The organism is Shinella sp. 838 (genome assembly GCF_029623935.1).
GTDB lineage: Bacteria > Pseudomonadota > Alphaproteobacteria > Rhizobiales > Rhizobiaceae > Shinella.
This window is the reverse complement of record NZ_JARSBQ010000003.1, coordinates 619,232-634,001: the sequence shown is the minus strand read 5'-3', so window position 1 is coordinate 634,001 and position 14,770 is coordinate 619,232. Positions and strand designations below refer to the sequence as shown.

Here is a 14,770-nt window from a genome sequence, read left to right as displayed (position 1 = left end):
AAATCACCCGAACCAAATCAGGCTCAATTCTCACCAGCTCCATCAGGAAACCCTAGAGCGAGTTCGTCGGCCGCCAGAAGCGCCGCCGCTCTCGTTCGATGGCCGGGTTATAGGCCCACTCATCCGCTTACGTCAACAGACATTTTCAAGAAAACTTCAAAAATGTGTAAGATGTTGAAAATAAATGATTTTCACTCTGACGGAAGGTTGGATGCCCCCTGAACACCCTTCGCAACCCCCAAATCACGGCGGAAAACTTTGTCCAGATGGTCAAACAGAGGGGTGGGAGGGGGATATTGCGCAGCGACACGGCAAAGGCACCCGGTGCATAACGAGAATGTCGGGGACAGCGTGACGGTTTCACTTGACGTCGCGCCAAAAGAAAAGGGCGCCAGCGGATATCCGCGGCGCCCTCCTCTCCCGATCTTGGCAAGGCTTTCAGCCTTTCAGCTTGGACATGATCTGTTCGAGGAAACCGAGCAGCACCGCCGAAACCACGAAGGCGAGGTGAATGAAGGTCAGCCACATCAGCTTGGTGTCGGTATACTGCTGCACGTTGAGGAAGACCTGCAGCAGGTGGATCGAGGAGATGGCGACGATCGACGAGGCAACCTTGATCTTCAGGCTGCCGGAATCGAGTTTGCCGAGGAACGAGACATCCGCCTCCGCCTCGTCGAAACGGCTGACGAAATTCTCGTAGCCGGCGATCATGACCATGAGGATGAGGCTGGCGACCAGCGCCGCATCGATGAGGCCGAGCATGGCGAGGATCATCTCCGCATCGTCGTAGACGAAGACGTTCATCGCCACCTTGGCGAACTTGTAGAGGAAGGACACCGCATAGACGGCAAGCGCCGCGACGAGGCCGAGATAGAAGACCACCAGGATCCAGCGGCTCGACAGGATGATGCGTTCGACCAGGAGTTCGAGGGATTTCATCGGTCAGGCTCCAAGGGATTCGGCAAGTTCATGCGTTGTTAACCAATGGCTCGAAGCCCCGCAAGGGTCGTTCGCAGACGCAAAAAAGGGCGGCGTCCGCGAACGCCGCCCTTTCCGGTCTGTTTCGTCCTCATGCCCGTCGGAACAGGCCCGCGATCAGCGAAAGAACCAGAAGGGCCAGGAAGACGAAGAACAGGATCTGCGCGATGCCGGCCGATGCGCCGGCAATGCCGCCGAAGCCGAGCAGGCCGGCAACAAGGGCGATCACGAGAAAGACCACAGCATAATAGAGCATTTTCGAACTCCTTCTTTGTATCGATGGAGAAACGAGGGGCGCGATAAAAAGTTCCCAGAACCGTCATCGAACAAAGGATTTCAGGGCGAGCCCTGTCGCCAAAAACAATGCCGCCGCGGCCTTTCGGCTGCGGCGGCATGAGCGGTGACCGATGCGGTCGGCGTCCGTTCTAGTGACGGCGCGTCCAGTCGTCGATCTGCCGCTCGGCCTCCTCCTTGGCGAGGCCGTAACGCTGCTGGATCTTGCCTGAAAGCTCGACGCGGCGCCCCTTGATGACATCGAGGTCGTCATCGGTGAGCTTGCCCCACTGAGCCTGGGCCTTGCCCTTGTACTCGTTCCACTTGCCTTCGATAATATCCCAGTTCATGTCGCTGTCCTTTCTGTTCCATTGAACGCATGGCGTTGACCAAGAGGAAACCGGCAAGTGCCGGAAAGGTTCCTCACCCTATCAATGCATCCGCGCCGCCGCTTGGGCCGGGTGAGCGTTGTCGGCGACGATCATGTCCCCTGCCGGCGGACTGGTCGGCCGGACATGCACCTCAAGACCGTTCTGGCGGCTGACGCGCCAGGTAATCTCAATATTTTCCTCGACCCAGGCCGGATCGACGACCGCGCAGCGGCCATGCACGAGACGCTTGCCCGCCCCTGCCCCGCCCAAAGCGGCCGGCAGGGCGCCGACGCAGTCTTCCATGGTCTCGAACGCCACCTGGGGCGCTTGCAGTTCTTCGCAGGTGAGGCCGCCATGGCTGCAGCCGACCAGAAGCATGATTGCGGCTATGTGTTCCATTTCTCTCTCCATCACCCGTCGGGTCACCACCCATCGGTTGGCATTGGAAACGGAACGGAGCCTAGAAAGTTCCGGCGAGAGCCGATGACGGTGTTGTCACATTTTCGGGAACAAAATTCGCTACGGCCCGTTTTCGGCCCATCGCTCGAACGCGAACCGGACGTGAAAGGAAGCACCGATGCTCAGCACCATTCTCCTTGTCATTCTCATCCTGCTTCTGATCGGCGCCCTGCCGAACTGGGGATACAGCCGAAGCTGGGGCTATGGTCCCTCCGGCGGCCTCGGGCTGATCGTGCTCATCCTTCTCATCCTCGTCCTCATGGGACGTATCTGATCCCCCCACCCAAGCCAGGAGCCGGAACCATGAAGAACACCATCATCGCGCTTGCCCTCGTCGCCTCCACGGTGACGCTCACCGCCTGTACCCAGACCGAACGCGGCACCGCGATCGGCGCGGGCACGGGCGCCATCATCGGCGGTGTCGTGACGGGACGCGCCGGCGGCGCGCTTGCAGGTGCCGCCATCGGCGGTGCGGCGGGCTATCTCATCGCCCGCTCCGATCGTAGCGGCTACTGCATCTACCGCGACCGGTACGGCCGTCGCTACGAAGCGCGCTGCCGCTGAGGCGATCGAAGGTCAACAAACGGGAAACGGGCCCTCGGGCCCGTTTCTTGATGTCTGGAACTGGACGGAAGAATGTTTTCAGGGACCGCTCTTGGCACGAAGCTCGGCCTCGTCGAGCTTTTCCAGAAGATCGAGAAGACGATCGGGCACGGGTTCCGTTTCGATGACGTCGTAAAACGACTTAAGCTTGCGGCCGATCGGGCCGTTGGGGTCGAAAGCGGCCTTGACGGGGACATCCCGCCCGGCACGCTTCTTGTCTTTACTGGGCTCGATCATGGTCTTGTTTCCATCCGATGCCACCCGCTATCTTCCTTTTGCCCCAGATTCCCAATAGCAAGTCAGACTTAGAATGCTACCAATAGGTTTCCGCATGGTGAACTCTAGCGGAAACGGTTCCGATGCGGAACATATTCAGGGAGAACTAAATGTCACTTTCCACCCGTATCGCACCGCATCTCGCCTATCTGAGGCGGTTTTCCCGTGCAGTGACGGGCTCCCAGACCTCGGGCGACGCCTATGTCGCAGCCATGCTTGAGGCGCTCGTCGCCGATATCACACTCTACCCCGAGGGGAGAAGCGACCGGATTGCGCTCTACCGGCTCTATTGCACGCTGTTCGACAATCTCGACGTGACGCTGCCGGAAAATACGTCCCCCTTCGGCTGGGAGCGCCAGGCGGCCGCCAACCTTGCCAACCTGCCGCCGGCGGAGCGCAAGGCTTTCCTGCTGGTCGCCGTCGAGGGCTTCGACCTTGCCGAGGGCGCCGACATTCTCGATATGCCGGAAGAGCGCTTCGCCGCCCTGCTCGACGAAGCCTCGCGCGACATCTCGCGGCAGGTGGCAACCGATATCATGATCATCGAGGACGAGCCGCTGATCGCCATGGACATCGAGGACATGGTGAAGGGCCTCGGCCACAACGTGACGGGTATTGCGCGCACCCATTCGGAGGCCGTCGAGCTCTACCACCGCACCTCGCCGCGCATGGTGCTGGCCGATATCCAGCTGGCCGACGGCAGCTCGGGCATCGACGCCGTCAACGATATCCTGAAGAACAGCACGATCCCGGTCATCTTCATCACGGCCTTCCCGGAGCGGCTCTTGACCGGTGAAAAGCCGGAACCGGCCTTCCTGGTCACCAAGCCGTTCAATCCGGATATGGTAAAGGCCCTGATCAGCCAGGCGCTGTTCTTCGACGAGCAGGCACGGCTGGCCAAATCGGCCTGAGCGCCGGGGCAGACAGGGCGACGGCGTGAACGAAACAGCGCCGTTGCCTCCTTGCCATATCAGAAAGTCGGCGGGGTGCAGGCACTGATGACCTCGCACGGCACCGGGCCGACGCAGCGGAAACGGTGCGGACGGCGGCTTTCGAAATAATAGGCATCGCCCGGACCGAGAATGCGCCGCTCGTCGTCCACCGTCACCTCCAACCGGCCGGAGAGCACGATGCCGCCCTCCTCGCCATCATGCACCAGCAGCACCTTGCCGGTGTCGGCGCCGGGCTGGTAGCACTCCTTCAGGATCTGCAGGCTGCGGCCGAAGGTGTTTTCGCCGATCTGGCGGAAGGAAATCGGTCCCTTGCCGATCTCGATCAACTCGTCCGACCGGTAGAAGGCCTTCTTGGGGCGCTCCGGCTCGAAGGCGAAGAACTCCGCAAGACCGATCGGGATGCCGTCGAGGATGCGCTTCAGTGCACCGACCGACGGGTTGGAGGCGTTGGATTCGATCAGCGAAATGGTCGAATTGGTAACGCCCGCGCGCTTGGCGAGTTCGCGCTGGGAGAGATTGTGGGCCATGCGCAGATGGCGCAGCCTGCCCCCGATATCGACCGACATGGCCGCTTCCTGTTCTAGATGTTCGAAATATCGAAAACTGATTGATCCATATCCTTAATTTTCAATCAGTTGGCGTCAAGAAGAAAAGGACTTGTTCGGCATCGCAAATCATGGCGTCAATCCCGCCAGCCAGAGGAGATCTCCCATGAACGTTCACAACAAGCCCAATGCACCGGTGCTCGACAGCTACTGGATGCCCTTTACCGCCAATCGCCAGTTCAAGGCCGCGCCGCGCCTGCTCGCTGCCGCCGAAGGCATGTACTACACCAGCGCCGACGGCCGCCAGGTGCTCGACGGCACCGCAGGCTTGTGGTGCGTCAATGCCGGCCATGGCCGCCGGCAGATCGCCGCCGCGGTCGAGCGCCAGCTCACCGAGATGGATTTCGCGCCCTCCTTCCAGATGGGCCATTCGGTCGCCTTCGATTTCGCCGAGCGGCTGGCCGAGATCGCCCCCGGCCCTGACGGCGCCAAGCTCGACCGCGTCTTCTACACCGGCTCCGGCTCGGAATCGGTCGATACCGCATTGAAGATCGCCATTGCCTACCAGCGCGCCATCGGACAGGGCACGCGCACGCGCCTCATCGGCCGCGAGCGCGGCTATCACGGCGTCGGCTTCGGCGGTATTTCGGTCGGCGGCATTCTCAACAACCGCCGCGTCTTCCCGCAGCTCCCCGGCTCCGACCACCTGCGCCATACCCACGACCTTGCGAAGAACGCCTATGTGAAGGGCCAGCCGGAGCATGGCGCCGAGCTTGCCGACGACCTGGAGCGGCTGGTCGCGCTGCACGGCGCGGAAACCATCGCCGCCTGCATCGTCGAGCCGGTCGCCGGCTCCACCGGTGTGCTGATCCCGCCGAAGGGCTATCTCGAAAAGCTGCGCGCGACCTGCGACAAGCACGGCATCCTCCTGATCTTCGACGAAGTCATCACCGGCTTCGGACGCCTTGGCGCGGCCTTCGCCACCGATTATTTCGGCGTGACGCCGGATCTCGTGACAACCGCCAAGGGCCTGACCAACGGCGCCATCCCGATGGGCGCAGTCTTCGCCAGCAGAAAGGTGCACGATGCGCTGATGCATGGGCCGGAAAACGCCATCGAGCTCTTCCACGGCTACACCTATTCCGGCCATCCAGTGGCCTGCGCCGCCGGCATCGCGACGCTCGACATCTACCGCGACGAGGGTCTCTTCACCCGCGGCGCCGAATTGCAGGACGACTGGCATGCGGCGATACATTCGCTGAAGGGCCTGCCGCACATCATCGACATCCGCACGATCGGCCTCATCGCCGGCATCGAGCTTGCCTCGCGCGACGGCGCACCGGGGGCGCGAGCCTATGACGTCTTCGTCGATTGCTTCGAGAAGGGCCTCCTGATCCGCGTCACCGGCGACATCATCGCCTTCTCGCCGCCGCTGATCGCCGAGAAGAAGCATTTCGAGGACATCGTCTCGATCCTCGGCGACGCCCTGAAGCGCGCCGCCTGAATTCGGCCCTGCCGGAAGCGGCTTGGCACTGCACATCGCGGAAAACGCTGTTATATCTGGGCCCGTATCCATACGGGCCCAGTTTCATGTCAGCATCCGCCAAGACCGAACCGAAACTCATCTTCCGCCTCCAGTTCGAGCCGGAAGGGCGCATCGGGCGCGGCAAGATCCAGCTTCTCGCGCATATCCGGGAAAGCGGCTCGATCTCCGCCGGCGGGCGGGCGATGGACATGTCCTATCGCCGGGCCTGGTTGCTGGTCGATGAGATGAACCGGCTGTTCCGTACGCCGGTGGTGGAATCACAGCGCGGCGGCAAGCAGGGCGGCGGTGCTGTCGTGACGCCCTTCGGCGAGGCGCTGATCGCCCATTACCACGCCATGGAAGCGAAGGCGCGTGCGGCGCTGGCCGAGGATATCGGCTGGATCGTCGACAACCTTGCCGACTGAAACCTATTCCAGCGCCACCGTCTTGATGACAGCATGCACCGAAAGGCCCGATGCAAGACCGAGGCGCTCGACGGAAAGCGCAGTGATGCGGGCGCGGACGACATCGCCGCCGCAGGCTATGCGCAGGCTCGCCATGCCCTCGCCGTCCGGTTCGATCGCCTCGACGACGCCTTCCAGGATATTGAGCGCACTGAGGCCTTCCGGGCGCACCGTCGCGATCATGACGTCGCGCGCGGGAATGCGCAGCCGCACCGTTTCGCCCGGCGAAACCGCGGCGCCCGGCACGAGGATCGTCGCGCCGCCCTCAAGGCGGATGGTGGCGAGGCCATGCGCGACATCACGCGCCTCGACGCGGCCGGCAAGAACGCTGCCGGCTTCCCGGCGTTCGGCGGCGGAGGTGAGCCGCGGGCCGCTCAGCACGTCCGACGCCGCCCCGATCGCCTGGATGCGCCCATCCGCCATCAGCACGACCCGGTCGGCAAGGCGCGCGACCTCGGCCACCGAATGGCTGACATAGACGATGGGAATGCCGACCTCGTCGCGCAGGCGCTCCAGATAGGGCAGAATTTCCGCCTTGCGCTCCTCGTCGAGCGCGGCGAGCGGCTCGTCCATCAAGAGCAGGCGGGGCGAGGCCAGCAGTGCACGACCGATGGCGACACGCTGCTTCTCGCCGCCGGACAGGTTTGCCGGCTGGCGGTCGAGCAGGCCGGCGATGCCGAGCAGGTCGACAACACGGTCCGGGTTTTCCGTGCGCGCGCCCTTCGGCGAGAACCAGCGGCCATAATTGAGGTTCTGCCGCACGGTGAGGTGCGGGAAGAGACGGGCTTCCTGGAAGACATAGCCGAAGCGCCGTCTGTGGGCCGGCACGAAGATGCGGCGGGCGGTATCGACCAGAACCTCGTCGCCGAGCAGGACGCGGCCTTCTGCCGGTCGCGTAAGGCCGGCGATGATGCGGACCAGCGAGGTTTTTCCCGAGCCGGACCGGCCGAACAACGCGGTCACGCCGCCATCAGCAGCGAAAGCGGCATCCAGCGAAAAATCGCCGAGCCGGTGGCGGGCTTCGACGACGAGGCTCATTCGAGGTGCACCTTGCGACCGAGGCGCTGGGCGAGCACCTCGGAGGCGATGAGCGCGGCCATGGAAATGGCGATGGCGACGAGGGTGAGGCGCATCGCGCCGGCATCGCCGCCGGGCACCTGGGTGAAGGTGTAGATCGCGGCCGACAGCGTCTGCGTCTCACCGGGAATGTTGGAGACGAAGGTAATGGTGGCGCCGAACTCGCCCATCGCCTTGGCGAAGGCGAGGATCATGCCGGCCAGCACGCCGGGCAGAATGAGCGGCAGGGTAACCGTGAGGAAAACCCAGAGGGGGCTCGCGCCGAGCGTGCCTGCCGCCTCCTCCAGCCTGCGGTCGATGGCCTCGATGGAGAGGCGGATCGAACGCACCATCAGCGGAAAGCCCATGACGCCGCAGGCAAGCGCCGCGCCGGTCCAGCGGAAGGAGAGAACGATGCCGAACCATTCGTCCAGCACGGAGCCGATGGGACCGCGGCGGCCGAACAGGACGAGCAGCAGGAAACCGGTGACGACGGGCGGCAGGATCAGCGGCAGGTGCACGAGGCCGTTCAGCAGCGACTTGCCCCAGAAGCGCCCGCGGGCCAGCGCCAAAGCGGCGAGGATGCCGAGCGGCAGACTGACGAGGACGGCAACCGCCGAGACCCGAAGGCTGAGCCGGATCGCCGTCCATTCCTCGTCGCTCAAGGCAAGCCAGTCCACGCATACTCCTTTGATTGGCGAACAGCCCGCAGGTGCCGCCTGGGTTTGGGCCGAAACCCCTCATCCGCCTGCGGCACCTTCTTCCCGCAAGCGGGGCTATGGGGGTGCCCCGCCATTTTCTCGCACCCTTGCCGCAAACGCCTTCTCCCCGCTTGCAGGGAGAAGGTCGCGGTAGCGGGATGAGGGGCAGCAACCGCACCGGCACGTGGATCCGTTGCGGTCTAGCACCCAAAGCTATCGCGAGGCTCGTCTTACTTCAGGATCGTAAAACCCTGCTCGGTGAAGAAGGGCGCGGCCTTGTCCGACTTCAGGAAATCGAGATAGGCGGCGGCAGCGGCGCTCTTGGATTCCGTCAGGATGGCGACCGGGTAGATGATCGGCGGGTGACTGTCTTCCGGGAAGGTCCCGACGACGGCAACGCCCGGATCGGCTGCGGCATCCGTCTGATAGACGATACCGTAGGGCGCCTCGCCGCGCGAGACGAGGGCAAGCGCCGCACGCACGCTTTCGGCGCCGGCGACCTTGCCTTCGACCGACGACCAGACGCCGAGCTTTTCGAGCGCCGCCTTGCCGTATTTGCCGGCCGGCACGCTGTCGACCGCACCCATGGCGAGCTTGCCGTCACCGACGAGGCCGGCAAGGTCGAAGCCCTCCTTGATCTCGACGGTCGAGGCCTTGTCCTTCGGCGCGACCAGCACGATACGGTTGCCGAGGAGGTTCGCGCGGGTGTCGTCCTTGATCAGCTTCTTCTCGGCGACGTAGTCCATCCAGGCAAGATCAGCGGAGATGAAGAGATCGGCGGGCGCCGCCGCCTCGATCTGCTTGGCGAGCGCCGAGCTTGCGGCATAGGAGACCGTCGTCTCGTTGCCGGTTTCCTTCGACCAGGCGGCATTCGCCGCATCCAGCGCGTTCTTCAGGCTTGCGGCGGCAAAGACGGTGACCTTTTCTGCGGCCGCAACCGGCAGGGCGAGCGGCAGCGACGCGAAGGCGGCGACGACGAGTTTCAGAAGCAGACGACGGTTCATTCCTGTTCTCCCTTTTTCTGCCTGACGGCAGCGTGATATCTCCCTGAATATATCGGCACTTGCGGCTTTGCCAGCGCTATATTTTCAAAAATATACGGAAACAGACGATGGCCATTCGCTTGGAATGGCGAGGGCAGCCGTACCTGGACGAACGCGCCCCCGGAACAACCGGCATTGAGCACGGACGATGTGGAAAAGGCGGCTCCCCTGCGCTTACGAACGCGTGGAACCCGCCGTATGCTGGCCTGCAATGCCGGGGATGGGGATCCTAGAACAGTGCGTCGTCGAACAGATCTTCGTCGCTTTGCGCAGCCGCAGGCGCTGCCGCCACGTCCAGGGTGGTGCCGAAGACGCGGGCATGCACCTCGCGTTCGGAGACCATGGTATAGGTGCGCGCGATCCGGCTGCCGAGATCGGCCATCGCCTGCTCGAGGCCGGCTGTATCCGGCAGGCTGTGGCCAATGAGCTCGCCCGCACGGGCGGAACAATCGGCCAGCACGTCGCCGAGCTCGGCCTTGAAATCGAGGTCGGCAACCGTTCGGCCCGCCTTGGCGGAAACGTCGGCGCCACAGGCGCGCAAAGCCGTCATGTCCTCCTCCATGCGGTCGCCCGCCCGGCGGATATGCTCCAGCGCCTCGTCCAGATGCGCATCGAGCGAGCCGCCGGCGGCGGTGCCCGCCTCGCGCAGCTTGCCGGCATCCCCTTCGAGCGACTGCAGGGCGACAAGAATGCGCTCCGCCGTCTCGTCGAGCTGGCTGGAAAACAGGCGCAGTTCGGCCGTCACCACATTGATTGCCCGCCCCTCCTCGCCGAGTTTGCCGCAGCGCAGGTTGGTGTTAAGGGCCATGTAGTGGATGTCGGTGCGCACGAGCTGGATCGTCTTCACACCCTTCAGGAGGCCCTGCACGGTCTCGACCGTGCTCGCGCCGAGCACATTGGCCTTGTCGGCCGCCTGCTCGATGTCGCGCACGACGGCACGGGCGGCTGCGATGTCGGCCTCCAGGATGCGCATGGCGCGGTCGGCGGAGCGGCCGTCGGCAGCGTCCATGTCGCCATAGAGCGCCATCAGGCCGTCGATGTCGGCGCCGAAGCTGCGGATCGTCCCGACCACGGTCTTGCAGTCGCGCGCAAAGTCGCCGGCGATCTCGACAAGCTGGTCGTGCACGAGGTGGCGGATCAGCGCCGTCAGGCGGCCGGCGGCCTCCGCGTCGAGCGTTCCAGCCGCAAGATACTCATCCAGGAAGGTGAAGGCGGATTGGCAATGTTCGATGCGCTGACGCGTGATGTCGCCGATCTGCATGGCCGACAGCGTGGTGGCAACCTTGCCCTGTACGCCGCGCGCCGCCGCACCCACCCTGGCAGCAAGCTGCGATAGGTGGCGGCGCTGTGCCGTCAGGTCCGCAGCATTGCGCGAGAGATTGCCGGCAATGTCAGGCACGGAGCGGCGGAAGCGCTCCAACGCATCCCCGCCCCCGGCCGAGGCGGTCTCGATGACGGCGCCAAGCGTGCCGATCTTGGCACCAAGCGCATTGACCTCACTGGAGCCGAACTGGATGCGCTCGAGAATTTCTTCCGCAAAGCCCGCAAAATCCGGGATGGCTGCGCCGGTGATCTTCGCTGTCGTCGCGAAGGTACGAAGGTAGCGTAACGTTTCCTGCATGTCGGCGATGTGGGTGCCGAGGGATTTCTCCGTGATGGCGACATTGGCGAGACGCTGCTGGCGTTGCTCCTCGATGCCGGGCAGCGCGGTCAGCTGGTCGACGGTGGCGATGAGCCGGCCGATCGTCGCCTCCGCAGCCTCGTCGCCGAGCGAACCGGACAGGTTCTCCAGCGAGGCGACAAGCCGGTTGAGCACGTCCAGTACCGAGAGCAGCACGACGCCGCCGTCAAGGAACCGCTGCTCGATGCGGGAACGGGCCCCTTCAAGGCGAGAGACAAGCTCTCCCTCCGCCGTCTGCCGCTCCACGCGCACTGCGTTCGCTATTCCTGACACGCCATACCCCATCTGCAAGAACCCGTGAGCGAACCCTAGGACCAACAATGTAACGCGCAGTAAATTCGCTTTTCCTCATGCAATGGAATCCCGTGCCGGCAGGGTCATTTCCGAGCCACCACCCGTGGATGCAGGCATCCCTAGAATTAGGGATTTATAAATAATATAAAGAATGTCTAATATTAATAATTTTATATTTATTTCAAATACTTATGCTAGATTCCTGCCGTAAGGGGAGGTGGTGTATAAGGGGCACTCAAACGACCGATGGATGAAATTAGCAACCGCGCTTTACCGTTCATTAAGCGTGACTTGGGATTCTGGGGCGGGAAATACTATCTCTCGAAACTGATATCGAGGCCTCCATGTCATCAACCCTGCCCGGTGATGCGTCGTTAACCTTACCCACGACACTCACCATCAAGACTATAACGTCCGTTCAAGAGTTGATCTCGGATTTCCTGAACAATAATCCCGCCGCAATACTGGATATCGATGAGGCGGCGCAGGTCGACCTCAGCTTTGTTCAGCTTGTCACGGCGGCCCGCAAACAGGCCGAGGCCAAGGCGGGGCGCGTTCTACTTGCCCGGCCAGCCTCCGGTGACCTTTACGACGTGCTGAAACGTGGCGGCTTTCTCGACGAGATGACATCCGAGGCCGCGCATTTCTGGCTGCACCAGGAGAAGAATTGATGACCGCGAAGATCTTGACCGTTGACGATTCCGCCAGCATCCGGCTGACGACGCGCGTCACCCTCAGCAATGCCGGCTATGCCGTGACCGAGGCGGTCGATGGCCTCGACGGCCTCAACAAGCTGAAGGGCGGCGAGTACGATCTCGTCGTTACCGACCTCAACATGCCGAACATGGACGGCCTGACGATGATCCGCGAGCTGCGCAAGCTGCCCGCGCATACGGGCGTGCCGGTCATCTTCCTCACCACCGAATCCGACGGCGAGATCAAGGCGCAGGCGAAAGCCGCCGGCGCCACCGGCTGGCTGACCAAGCCGTTCGATCCCGAAAGCCTCGTCAAGATCGCCAAGAAGGTCCTCGGAAGATGACGAACCCGGACCCGATCTCAGTCTTCCGGACAGAAGCGGCCGAACTGCTGGAACAGATCGAGTCCGGCCTCCTCGACCTTACCCGCAGCCTCGACGACCGCGACCAGATCGATGCGGTCTTCCGGGGCCTCCACACGTTGAAGGGCTCGGGCGCGATGTTCGGCTTCGACGCGCTCGCCGCCTTCACCCATCATTGCGAGACCGCCTTCGACCGCGTGCGCAAGGGCGACGTGCCGGCCACGCACGAGCTGGTCTCGGCGGTTCTCTCCGCGCAGGACCATATGCGCGCGCTCCTGGAAACGCCGAACGGCGACCATGACGCGATGAGCGCCGCGCTGCTCGACAACCTGCACCGTGCCGTCAACGGCGCGGGCTCCCCTGCCCCCGTCACCGCCGCCGTTGCTGCCGCCCCTGTTGCGGAAGAGGCCGGCCTGCGCGAATGGCGCATCCGTTTCAGCCTGCCGGTCAACGCCATGGCGAACGGCACCAATCCGCTCGGCCTGCTCGACGAAATGCGTGACCTCGGCGAATGCCGGATCATCGCCGACACGTCCAAGGTGCCGGAGCTCTCCGCGCTGGAGCCGCGCGATATCCATGTAAGCTGGGACGTGACGCTGAAGACCGAGCGGCCGCGTGCCGATATCGAGGATGTCTTCATCTTCGTCATGGACGACATGGAGCTTGAGATCACCGAGATCGCCGTCGAGCGGCCCATCGCGGTGGCAAAATCCTTGGACGTGCCGATCGCCAAGGCTATCGTCGTTACCGAGAGGGAAGCGCCGGCGGTGCAGGCGGCCAACGATTCCAAGCAGGCGAAATCCGCCGAAAACGTGCGCGTGCCGGCCGAGCGGCTGGACGAGATGATGGACCGGGTCGGCGAGCTCGTCATCGCCCAGTCGCGCCTCACCCAGCTTGCGGGCGCGGCGGCCGATCTCGGCCTGCGCTCGGTTTCCGAGGAAATCGAACGCCTCTCCGGCGAGCTGCGCGACACGATGATGGTGCTGCGCATGATGCCGGTCGCGAGCCTCTTCAGCCGCTTCCGCCGCCTCGTGCACGATCTGTCGCGCGAGACCGGCAAGGAAATCGAGCTGATCACCGAGGGCGAGAGCACGGAAGTCGACAAGACGGTTATCGACCGGCTTGCCGACCCGCTGGTGCATCTCGTGCGCAACTCCATCGACCATGGCCTCGAAAAGCCGGAGGAGCGCATCGCCGCCGGCAAGGAGGCGAAGGGCCGGGTCATTCTTTCGGCGCACCAGACGGGCGGCGAGGTCATCATCACCATCAAGGATGACGGCCGCGGCATCAACCGTGAGCGGGTGCGCGCCAAGGCGGAATCGTCGGGCATCATCCAGCCGGGCGCGACGCTGACCGACCAGGACCTCCTCCAACTGATCTTCCAGCCCGGTTTCTCGACCGCCCAGGCGGTGACGAACCTTTCCGGCCGCGGCGTCGGCATGGATGTGGTGAAGAAGACGGTCGAGGCGCTGCGCGGTACGATCGACATCACCAGCAAGCCGGGCGAAGGCTCGGAAGTGTCGCTGCGCATCCCGCTGACGCTCGCCATCATCGAGGGCCTGCTCGTTCGGGTCGGCCAGGGCTGCTACGTCATTCCGCTCTCGGCGGTCGAGGAGTGCCTGGAACTCTCGCTGGAGGACGATCTGCGCTCGCGCGGGCGCAGCTTCATCTCGCTGCGCGACAGCCTGGTGCCCTTCCTGCGCCTGCGGGAACTCTTCCGCACCGGCACCCAGCCGGATCAACACCAGAAGGTCGTCGTCATCTCGACCGGCTCGGAGCGCGTCGGCCTCGTCGTCGACCAGATCATCGGCGACCACCAGACAGTCATCAAATCCATGTCCAAGCTGCACCATGACGTCGACACCTTCTCCGGCGCGACCATCCTCGGCGATGGCAGCGTCGCGCTGATCCTCGACGTCACGCATCTTGTCGCGGCCGGACAGCAGCAGGAGGCGCAAATGCGCGTGGCAGGATGAGCGAAGCGGCACGAAAACTCGACTACGACGCGATCTGGGGCGCGGAAGAGGACCTCTCCGTCCTCACCTTCAACCTCAACGGCGAGACCTTCGCCATCGAGGCGATCGTCGTGCAGGAAATCCTCGATCTCCTGCCCGAAACCCACGTGCCCGGCAGCAAGCCCTTCGTTTCCAGCGTCATCAATTTCCGCGGCAAGGTGATCCCGCTTGCCGATATCCGCCTTGCCTTCGGCATGGACGCGACGGAAACCACCATCGACAGCCGCATCGTCGTCATCGAGCTCGATCTCGACGACGAGGCGACGCTGATCGGCATCCGCACCGACAAGGTCAACGAAGTCACGACCCTGCCGAAAGTCGCCAGCGAGCCGCCGCCGAGCGTCGGCATGCGCTGGCGGGCGGACTACATCAACTGCCTCGTCAAGCGAGGTGGCGAATTCATCATCGTCCCGAACCTTCACGCGATCTTTTCCTCCCAGAAAGACCGCCCGGCACCTCCGCCGAATTAGGACATC

19 protein-coding genes are annotated in these 14,770 nt (G+C 63.7%); 9 read left to right on the top strand and 10 right to left on the bottom strand.

Going from position 1 to position 14,770, the window contains the following annotated elements:
• Window positions 1-438: 438 nt before the first annotated feature.
• The 4 genes from P9A16_RS14555 to P9A16_RS14540 all read right to left on the bottom strand — a co-directional run bounded on the left by P9A16_RS14555 (window position 439) and on the right by P9A16_RS14540 (window position 2,021).
• Window positions 439-939 (bottom strand): TIGR00645 family protein, encoded by a 501-nt coding sequence (locus P9A16_RS14555; RefSeq protein WP_024270286.1) that lies wholly within the window; start codon window positions 937-939, stop codon window positions 439-441.
• A 130-nt stretch (window positions 940-1,069) separates the two neighbouring features.
• Window positions 1,070-1,234, bottom strand: coding sequence for a DUF1328 domain-containing protein (locus P9A16_RS14550; protein ID WP_023514833.1), 165 nt, complete (start codon window positions 1,232-1,234; stop codon window positions 1,070-1,072).
• Between the two features lie 169 nt (window positions 1,235-1,403).
• Complete coding sequence (locus P9A16_RS14545; protein ID WP_023514832.1) at window positions 1,404-1,601, bottom strand: CsbD family protein; 198 nt, start codon at window positions 1,599-1,601, stop codon at window positions 1,404-1,406.
• Between the two features lie 81 nt (window positions 1,602-1,682).
• Window positions 1,683-2,021 (bottom strand): hypothetical protein, encoded by a 339-nt coding sequence (locus P9A16_RS14540; RefSeq protein WP_023514831.1) that lies wholly within the window; start codon window positions 2,019-2,021, stop codon window positions 1,683-1,685.
• Window positions 2,022-2,199: 178 nt separating this feature from the next.
• On the opposite strand from P9A16_RS14540, the gene P9A16_RS14535 reads away from it, so the two are divergent.
• Both P9A16_RS14535 and P9A16_RS14530 read left to right on the top strand, forming a co-directional pair.
• Entirely contained in the window at window positions 2,200-2,355 is a 156-nt protein-coding gene (locus P9A16_RS14535) for a DUF3309 family protein (RefSeq protein WP_023514830.1), read from the top strand.
• Window positions 2,356-2,384: 29 nt separating this feature from the next.
• The gene (locus P9A16_RS14530) at window positions 2,385-2,645 is read left to right on the top strand and encodes a YMGG-like glycine zipper-containing protein (protein WP_023514829.1); all 261 of its coding nucleotides are present in this window, start codon (window positions 2,385-2,387) and stop codon (window positions 2,643-2,645) included.
• Between the two features lie 78 nt (window positions 2,646-2,723).
• Here the strand turns inward: P9A16_RS14530 and P9A16_RS14525 are convergent, their stop codons facing one another.
• Window positions 2,724-2,921, bottom strand: coding sequence for a NepR family anti-sigma factor (locus P9A16_RS14525; protein WP_023514828.1), 198 nt, complete (start codon window positions 2,919-2,921; stop codon window positions 2,724-2,726).
• A gap of 149 nt (window positions 2,922-3,070) precedes the next feature.
• On the opposite strand from P9A16_RS14525, the gene P9A16_RS14520 reads away from it, so the two are divergent.
• Window positions 3,071-3,871, top strand: coding sequence for a response regulator (locus P9A16_RS14520; protein ID WP_023514245.1), 801 nt, complete (start codon window positions 3,071-3,073; stop codon window positions 3,869-3,871).
• A 59-nt stretch (window positions 3,872-3,930) separates the two neighbouring features.
• On the opposite strand, the gene P9A16_RS14515 is transcribed toward P9A16_RS14520, so the two are convergent.
• Window positions 3,931-4,479: a cupin domain-containing protein gene (locus tag P9A16_RS14515; protein WP_023514244.1), complete on the bottom strand. Its 549-nt coding sequence runs from the start codon at window positions 4,477-4,479 to the stop codon at window positions 3,931-3,933.
• Window positions 4,480-4,624: 145 nt separating this feature from the next.
• Here P9A16_RS14515 and P9A16_RS14510 point away from each other — a divergent pair, with 145 nt between their 5' ends.
• On the top strand, window positions 4,625-5,962 hold the full coding sequence (locus P9A16_RS14510; RefSeq protein WP_023514243.1) for an aspartate aminotransferase family protein: 1,338 nt from the start codon (window positions 4,625-4,627) through the stop codon (window positions 5,960-5,962).
• 86 nt (window positions 5,963-6,048) lie between these two features.
• Complete coding sequence (locus P9A16_RS14505; protein ID WP_023514242.1) at window positions 6,049-6,408, top strand: winged helix-turn-helix domain-containing protein; 360 nt, start codon at window positions 6,049-6,051, stop codon at window positions 6,406-6,408.
• A 3-nt stretch (window positions 6,409-6,411) separates the two neighbouring features.
• Here the strand turns inward: P9A16_RS14505 and modC are convergent, their stop codons facing one another.
• The 4 genes from modC to P9A16_RS14485 form a co-directional block, all read right to left on the bottom strand.
• Window positions 6,412-7,485 (bottom strand): molybdenum ABC transporter ATP-binding protein, encoded by a 1,074-nt coding sequence (gene modC, locus P9A16_RS14500; protein WP_024270285.1) that lies wholly within the window; start codon window positions 7,483-7,485, stop codon window positions 6,412-6,414.
• The gene (modB, locus tag P9A16_RS14495; RefSeq protein ID WP_023515919.1) at window positions 7,482-8,183 is read right to left on the bottom strand and encodes a molybdate ABC transporter permease subunit; all 702 of its coding nucleotides are present in this window, start codon (window positions 8,181-8,183) and stop codon (window positions 7,482-7,484) included. The genes modC and modB overlap by 4 nt, the downstream gene beginning before the upstream one ends.
• A 251-nt stretch (window positions 8,184-8,434) precedes the next feature.
• The gene (gene modA, locus P9A16_RS14490) at window positions 8,435-9,208 is read right to left on the bottom strand and encodes a molybdate ABC transporter substrate-binding protein (RefSeq protein ID WP_023515918.1); all 774 of its coding nucleotides are present in this window, start codon (window positions 9,206-9,208) and stop codon (window positions 8,435-8,437) included.
• A 268-nt stretch (window positions 9,209-9,476) separates the two neighbouring features.
• Entirely contained in the window at window positions 9,477-11,201 is a 1,725-nt protein-coding gene (locus P9A16_RS14485) for a type VII secretion target (protein WP_165909499.1), read from the bottom strand.
• A gap of 365 nt (window positions 11,202-11,566) precedes the next feature.
• Between P9A16_RS14485 and P9A16_RS14480 the strand changes: the two genes are divergently transcribed.
• The 4 genes from P9A16_RS14480 to P9A16_RS14465 are packed head-to-tail and all read left to right on the top strand — an operon-like array spanning window position 11,567 to window position 14,764.
• Window positions 11,567-11,893 carry an STAS domain-containing protein gene (locus tag P9A16_RS14480; protein WP_024270284.1) on the top strand — a complete coding sequence of 109 codons (327 nt, stop codon included), beginning with the start codon at window positions 11,567-11,569 and terminating at the stop codon, window positions 11,891-11,893.
• Window positions 11,893-12,261 (top strand): response regulator, encoded by a 369-nt coding sequence (locus tag P9A16_RS14475; protein WP_023516695.1) that lies wholly within the window; start codon window positions 11,893-11,895, stop codon window positions 12,259-12,261. Before P9A16_RS14480 ends, P9A16_RS14475 begins: the two co-directional genes overlap by 1 nt.
• Window positions 12,258-14,255 carry a chemotaxis protein CheA gene (locus P9A16_RS14470; protein ID WP_023516696.1) on the top strand — a complete coding sequence of 666 codons (1,998 nt, stop codon included), beginning with the start codon at window positions 12,258-12,260 and terminating at the stop codon, window positions 14,253-14,255. Before P9A16_RS14475 ends, P9A16_RS14470 begins: the two co-directional genes overlap by 4 nt.
• On the top strand, window positions 14,252-14,764 hold the full coding sequence (locus tag P9A16_RS14465) for a chemotaxis protein CheW (RefSeq protein ID WP_050745416.1): 513 nt from the start codon (window positions 14,252-14,254) through the stop codon (window positions 14,762-14,764). Before P9A16_RS14470 ends, P9A16_RS14465 begins: the two co-directional genes overlap by 4 nt.
• Window positions 14,765-14,770 lie beyond the last annotated feature (6 nt).